2 protein-coding genes are annotated in these 2,699 nt (G+C 47.8%); both read left to right on the plus strand.

The features are described 5' to 3' along the window. Window positions 1-232 precede the first annotated feature (232 nt). The gene (locus INF30_RS14495; RefSeq protein ID WP_226395712.1) at window positions 233-1,807 is read left to right on the plus strand and encodes a Mu transposase domain-containing protein; all 1,575 of its coding nucleotides are present in this window, start codon (window positions 233-235) and stop codon (window positions 1,805-1,807) included. Further along, on the plus strand, window positions 1,804-2,607 hold the full coding sequence (gene istB / locus INF30_RS14500; RefSeq protein WP_226395713.1) for an IS21-like element helper ATPase IstB: 804 nt from the start codon (window positions 1,804-1,806) through the stop codon (window positions 2,605-2,607). Before INF30_RS14495 ends, istB begins: the two co-directional genes overlap by 4 nt. Window positions 2,608-2,699 lie beyond the last annotated feature (92 nt).

Here is a 2,699-nt window from a genome sequence, read left to right on the forward strand (position 1 = left end):
TGTGCGTGGTAAGGTGATTTTACAGCCACAGGGTAAGGAGTTTTTTACATGACGTGGTAAGATCTTTTTTACATCATGCGGTAACGACTTTTTTACATGAGATGGTAAGAAGTTCTTTACACTGTCCGGTAATCACTTTTTTACATCCCCTGCGGCGAGTTTTATCACAGGAGGAGTCAGCGGTTCATCCGATTTTGTATACTGTAAGCAGTACACAAGAGAGGAGACCTTTATGCTGACAAAAACAAAAATGCAGGAAATACAGGATTTAAAACTGCAAGGTTACACAAAAGCTGACATTATCAGATACTATGAAGCGCAGGGGCGCAAGCCTCCCAGCCGTCCCACGATCAGCAAGTATTATGACATGGATGTGCTCCCGGATGATCCCGGTGCTAAGCTCGCAAAACCCAAAACCTTTGACGCAGAGCCTTTCCGCAGCACGATTATCAGTATTCTTGAGACGAACAGCGGAAGAAGTTTCTGTATGTCATCTGTTTACGATGTCCTGGAAGAAAAATTCATCGAAAACGGAGACTATGAAAAACTTCCCGGGAACCAGCAGACGCTCCGCAACTATATCCACTATCTTGAGGATTCCGGACAGATCAACAGGGAACCGGAGCATCGTCGTATCTATGATTATGTTTTTGACACCCCGCCCGGAGAACAGATGCTGATCGACTTCGGTGAGGAGACTCTCTCAAAAACAACGCACATCCATTTCATCTGCCTTTTGCTACGTTACAGTCGTTTTTTATGCGTTTATGCACAGGATCACAAGTATAACTCGGAAGAAGCCTGTAAGGCGATCTATCATTGTTTCTGTAGGCTTGGAGGGCGTCCTAAAGAACTGGTCATCGACCAGGACGCCGTGTTTGTCTCCAGTGAAATCTATGGTGAAGTCATTAAGACCAGAACCTTTGAAGATTTCTGTACAGAACAGGATCTCCGACTCTGGGTATGCAATAAAGCGGATCCTGAAAGCAAGGGACCTATCGAAAACTCTGTTGGGTTCGTGAAGAAAAACTTCTTCAGCGCGCGGAAGATCACCTGTATTGATGATGTGTGGCGTTCCCTTCCCGGATGGCTGGAACGCAAAAACCAGCGGATCCACCGTTCCACCTTACGGGTCCCAAAAACAGTGTACGACAGCGTTGAAAAGTCAGCCATGCAGCCTCTTCTTCCATCCGTGTATGAAACATCTCCGAATACGTTCCGCACTTATGAAATCGCGGCATTGCCTTACGTCCTGTATAAATCATGCAGGTATTCGGTTCCCCGTGATTATGCGTTCAAAACAGTACGGTTCAAAGTTGTCAGTGGCAAGATCCACATTTATGATGACCAGCTGAACTATATCTGTTCCCATAATCTCAGCGAGAGGAAAGGAAGTGTCAATCAGCTCCCGGAACACCGGAAACAGGACTCCGGAGACTGGATCGAGATCATGGAACGTCTCCGCGGGAAATGGAACTGCTATGACTTCCAGCACTTCATCAATGGTGTAAAAAAGGAAAATCCACGGCATATCTCCAAACAGCTCCGGGCAATTGAACAGTTCCTTGATTCTGAGAATCCGGATAAATCCCTGGTAGCACAGGTGATGAAGGAATGCTGCCAGAAATATCGGTATCAGTTCTCACAGTTTAAAGTTGTCTACGGCCTTGCAAAAGCCGGCCGGGAACTGGCCACAGACGACTGCCGCGCACAGGTTCCATCCGGCAGTGTCAGCTATACAGATCTTTCCGTTTATGCAAAAGCCTTTCAGGAACGCACAGAGAGGAAGGAGGCTGCTGCTCGGTGAACCGTGAGATCTTAAAAAGTATGGATACCGGCCATATCCCTGTACAGCGGCTCACAGCCCTGCTTGAAACGTTTACCTTAAAGCACGCGGCGCGTATGCTTCCGGATCTTCTGGAAACCGCAGATCTTCAGGACTCCTCCTGCAGGGAATTCCTTCTGGCTGTTCTCGAGACCGAAGTTAAAGGGCGGAATGAACGGCGTCGGAAACGCAACTATTCCGCAGCGCATTTTCCACCAAATATCCGACCACTGGAAGAGTTTGATCCGGAAGAGCTGGAGTCAGGTATCACCCAGGCACAGCTCTCCGTCTTGAAAGAACTGTCCTGGCTGGACAACTGCGGAAACCTTGTCTTTGCGGGGCCTCCGGGCCTCGGCAAGACCATGGTTGCCTGTGGTCTTGGTCTACAGGCTGTCAACAGCGGCTATACTGTATGTTTTGAGAAGATGACCAACCTGATTAAGATTCTCGACACCGCAGAAACAGAGCGTGCAGCCGGATTCCGACTCAAAAATATCAAGAAAGCACAGCTTGTCATCATTGATGAGATCGGCTATACACCGATAAGCCGCGGACAGGCAAACCGCTTTTTCACATTTATCAGTGACACCTATGAAACCAGTTCCATCATCTTTACCACCAACAAAGAGATCATTGACTGGGCTGAGATGATGGGGGATCCAGTACTTACCACTGCAATGCTGGACCGGATCCTGCACCATGCCAAGTGTTACTCTTTCCGCGGGGAATCCTACCGGCTGAAGCACCCTGACCTGTACCCGCAGGGAGAAACTGGGATGTAAAAATCTGCTTACCAAGGTATGTAAAAAACTCCTTACCATACGATGTAAAAAACATCTTACCTAACAATGTAAAAAAGTGCTTGACATTTGCA

The sequence above is a fragment of the Claveliimonas monacensis genome (assembly GCF_014982975.1).
Lineage (GTDB): Bacteria > Bacillota > Clostridia > Lachnospirales > Lachnospiraceae > Claveliimonas > Claveliimonas monacensis.

Excerpts from the sequence above, each read along its gene's own strand:
- INF30_RS14495 (WP_226395712.1), top strand. The coding sequence starts at position 233 with ATGCTGACAAAAACAAAAATGCAGGAAATACAGGATTTAAAACTGCAA.